We start from the raw sequence: 3,686 nt of genomic DNA, 5'->3' as shown, positions 1-3,686 counted from the left end.
GTGGCCGGGCCCGCCGTCGCCGCCCGTCTCGCCGACCGGCAATGAATGCGGTGCTCGGCGCGGGCGTCGAGCGCGGCGGTCGGTTCGTCCATCACCAGTACAGGGGCGTCGCGGTGGAAGGCGCGAGCGACGGCGATGCGCTGCCACTGCCCGCCGGACAGGTCGTGTCCTTCCACCAGGAGCGGGCCGGCGAGGTGTCCAGCCCGTGCGGCAGTGCGGCGATGACGCTTTCGGCTGCTGCGGCGGCCGCTGCCCGCTGGTGCACGGCAGGTGCGACGCCGACCCCGATCAGAGGCCCCAGTCCGGTGCGTCCAGCGAGCCAGCCGGGTGAGCTCAAGGTCTCGAAAGCGGCTCGCCCGCAGCGGGCGCCTCGGCCGGCCTCCCGCTCGCCGAGCGGATGCGGGCATGGCCGTAGGAATGGTCAGGGGTGCGATACCGCGTCGCCCGGCCGGGTGCTGATCCGGTCGGTGGCTCAGGGCAGTGCCCTCACCAGTCGGTGAGGTCCACCAGATACCGGCAGTGGGGGTCGCCCGGTTCTTCGGAGATCCTGTGCTCTTCGCCGAGCAGTGAGGGCAGCGCCGCCAGCAGTGCGGTCAGTGCACCACCGGGCCGTACGTCGGCGGCGATCACTCCCCGCACCTCGTCGCTGTCCATGTACAGGCGCAGCGCACCCCCGTGTCGGAACAGGAAGCCGCGCAGTCGCGCCCCGTGCCGTTCCTCGGGCGGATCACAGGGATGAGCCAGGCAGCGCAGCAGCGTGGCAGTCCAGTCGTCGGTGGTGAACGAAGCTTCCTTCACCTGGGCCGGGTCGACCAGGTAGAGGTCCATCCCCATGACTGAGGTGACCCGGCTGCGCGGGTAGATGTGGGTTCCGGTGTGCACGGCCCGGAGGAGGGCTACGACGTCGTACGCCGTGCGCAGATCTTCACCGGTTCTGAGGGGGATCTCGTAGGCGGTCAGCCGCGCCGGCGTGCTCTCGGCCCGGTCTCCGAGGACAGCCCGGACGGCCGGTGCCTGAGACGGCACCGGCAGGACTCCGCGTACGTACTGGTCCTCCAGGAGTGGGGCGTGGACGTAGTCCGACAGGAGGGCGGCTACCTCGACCTGAAGGTCTTCGATCTCGCGCTCGTCTTCGCTCACCGCGTTACTCATTCACCCAGTTGGGACATTTCCGCATGCCGTTGCAGTACGCGGTGATCACGCCGATCACTTGCCCTCGACCGGCGTCGTAGCGCCCGTCGGTCGTCTTGCGAGCGTATCGGGCCTTGACGATGATTTTGACCCGCCCGTGGGCTCGATGCGAGGCCCATCCTCAGTACTGAAGGTTCGCCCCGTCCACCTTGTCGACTTTGTCTCGGAGAGGGATGGTGACGAGTGCGCACTCCTTGATGTTGTGCTTGCCGGAGAAGTGGTTCGAGCCCAGCTCGCCGTTGCCCAGACGAGTGGGGATCCGGCGGCCGTCCGGGTCGCTCGCTTGGCACTTGGCCTGCTTGTTCCAGTAGGGACCGGTGTGAGCGGGGATGGCAGAGCCAGCGAGCAAGAGCGTCGCTACGGCGACGGGTAACGTGAATGCCGTGAGCTTCCTCATGCCACAACAATGGCGTTGACCGAAGTGCCGCCTGATCAGTCTCCCACGAGTTCATCCTGTTCAGCGTCGCATCGCACATCTGTCCTTACTCGGCCATGGGGCGGACCTCAATGAAGCGCGACCCACAACGCGGAGCCCAGGGGCTCGATGGCGCCGCCGACGACCCTGCGGCTCGTCCGGTAGCGGTGCCGCGGACGAGATCGGCGGAGACGGACGGATCGGCCTGCTCGGAGGTGAGCTGGTCGATGCCGCAGTGGTGCCGCAGACGGATGCCGCGGCGATTCGGAGTGCTCCCGGCCTGCGAGTCGCACCGGCGCCCGGCACCCGGAGCGAAGGGCCTCAGAGAAGGGCTCGTTGGGGACCTGCTGAACCGCCGACGGGCCGGGAACATGACGTTGGAGGGGGCGGGGCCGAGGCCCTGAACGCGATGACCGTTTTCACTCTTGGTGAAGGCTGGATGTCGACTCGGTCTATGTCGATACCTCCTATGCCGACTAGCGCCTGCTAATTATTCGGGTGGAGGGGCGTCCATAACGGGCACCCCTCCACTTGTCTAGCATTCCCGTAATTTTCGCCCGAGGGACATTTTAAAGCTCCTAACCAATCTACGCACTGCGGGTGCGTCTCGGGCCGCACTATTCACTGTTGGCCTGGTCCTGTTCTATTAATGGACTGGTCGATTACCATGGGTGGGCGCCTGCGATCGTCGCCGATGCGCTTAGTCCCATATACGCCTTCGCCTACGCCGTTGCGTCGGCTCTGGCGGCGTGGGAAAGCGGTCGGCTAAGGGAAGCTGCAGTGTGGGTCTTGGCCCCGGCGCGCTCACGATTCCGGATCGCGGCGAACATTCTCTTCCCCGTTGTGACGCTGGCATGGTTCATGCTCATCCTGGCCGCCGCTCTCCGCCTGATCCAGGAGGACGTTGCGCCGAACTCGACAGTGTGCGCCCCCTGGTTCTCGGCATGCTGTTGTGCGCAGCACATGTCGTCATCGGCTTCGCTGCCGGCCTGCACGTGCCGAGGCTGCTCGCAGCCCCCTTGGTCGCCGTGGTGACATGGGTGCTTGTCGCTTTCTCAGTGACGTCCACGACGTTCTGGTACCGACACGTCTCCGGCGAACGCACGGATTCGCTCGCATTCGGCGAGATCGTTCCCTTCGGTCGTTGGTGCCCCACCTTCTCTTTACCGGTTCCATCGCCATGGCCGCCCTGCTGCTGTGGATGCCAATACGGCACGTGATCATCCGCGCGAGCCTCGCTACGGCACTGGCGCTTGCCGGCATGAACACAGCTCAGGGAATGGTTGAAAACTGGGGACCGCACGATCCCGTTCTGAGCGGCCATGCACCTATGCAGTGCTCCGGAAAAGCACCCGTGGTGTGCATGCCGAAGCTCAGCGCCGACCACCTTCCGATGGTTCGCAAGCAGGTCGATTCCGTACTGAGTAAATTTCGAGCAGCCGGCGTCGAGGCCTCTCCCCGCTCCATCACCGACAGCCTCGCTGATGGCCGCAGATACGTGAGGTCGACGCCCAGCACGTGGCGCGTCAGCCTGACCCGTGGTGCAGAAGCCGGCAACGTCCGCTACCTGCTCGTGAACGCTGCTGTTCGTTTCCCGTGCGACAGACCTGATCCAAAGTTGAGGCGAGAGGCCCTTCTGTGGGCGTCCACCATTGCAGGTGAAAGCGAGGCGCATGCGAAGCAGTGGGATCACAGTCCCGAGGAGTTTGACAGTAAGGCTGCCAACCGTGAGCGGGTCCGTGCTGACGTGAAAACGGTTCGGACGTTGTCCGTTCCCGAGCAGGCCGACTGGTTCGCGCGCACCGTAGTCACCGCGTGCGAGCGTGGGGCCGCCGTCCTCGATGGCACACTCCACGGGATCGCCGCCGATCCGACCACGGTGAAGCCCCACGCCCGGCGTCCGCGGTCCGCGACTGCCAGCACGACGGGATCCGGCCGCTGCGCGCCCATGGCTCCGGCGTTCTGGACCAGGGCCGCGGTACGTCCCCGGCGCAGCACGGCCTGAGCCACCCGGTCCTGGTGAAGTTCGTCGACAAGATGCCGGCCAACCTCACCTGCGGCGGCGGCGACGCGATGGACC

Annotated in this window: 3 protein-coding genes and 1 pseudogene; 1 reads left to right on the top strand and 3 read right to left on the bottom strand. The window is 66.4% G+C overall.

Going from position 1 to position 3,686, the window contains the following annotated elements; all coding sequences use genetic code 11:
• The 3 genes and pseudogenes from CCN44_RS47090 to CCN44_RS47080 all read right to left on the bottom strand — a co-directional run.
• A pseudogene (locus CCN44_RS47090) lies at positions 1–268 on the bottom strand (ATP-binding cassette domain-containing protein); the annotation flags it as partial.
• 218 nt (positions 269–486) lie between these two features.
• Positions 487–1,140, bottom strand: a complete 654-nt coding sequence (locus CCN44_RS47085; protein ID WP_237481987.1) for a hypothetical protein — start codon at positions 1,138–1,140, stop codon at positions 487–489.
• A gap of 172 nt (positions 1,141–1,312) precedes the next feature.
• Positions 1,313–1,588, bottom strand: a complete 276-nt coding sequence (locus CCN44_RS47080; protein WP_237481985.1) for a hypothetical protein — start codon at positions 1,586–1,588, stop codon at positions 1,313–1,315.
• Positions 1,589–2,786: 1,198 nt separating this feature from the next.
• On the opposite strand from CCN44_RS47080, the gene CCN44_RS44240 reads away from it, so the two are divergent.
• Entirely contained in the window at positions 2,787–3,611 is an 825-nt protein-coding gene (locus CCN44_RS44240; RefSeq protein WP_143650449.1) for a DUF7224 domain-containing protein, read from the top strand.
• Positions 3,612–3,686: the final 75 nt, after the last annotated feature.

This window comes from Streptomyces tricolor, from assembly GCF_002155905.1.
GTDB classification, from domain to species: domain Bacteria; phylum Actinomycetota; class Actinomycetes; order Streptomycetales; family Streptomycetaceae; genus Streptomyces; species Streptomyces tricolor.
Note: the sequence above shows the minus strand (reverse complement) of the source record. Positions and strands in the feature narration are given on the sequence as shown.

Excerpts from the sequence above, each read along its gene's own strand:
- CCN44_RS44240 (WP_143650449.1), top strand. The coding sequence starts at position 2,787 with ATGGCCGCCCTGCTGCTGTGGATGCCAATACGGCACGTGATCATCCGC.
- CCN44_RS47080 (WP_237481985.1), bottom strand. The coding sequence starts at position 1,588 with ATGAGGAAGCTCACGGCATTCACGTTACCCGTCGCCGTAGCGACGCTC.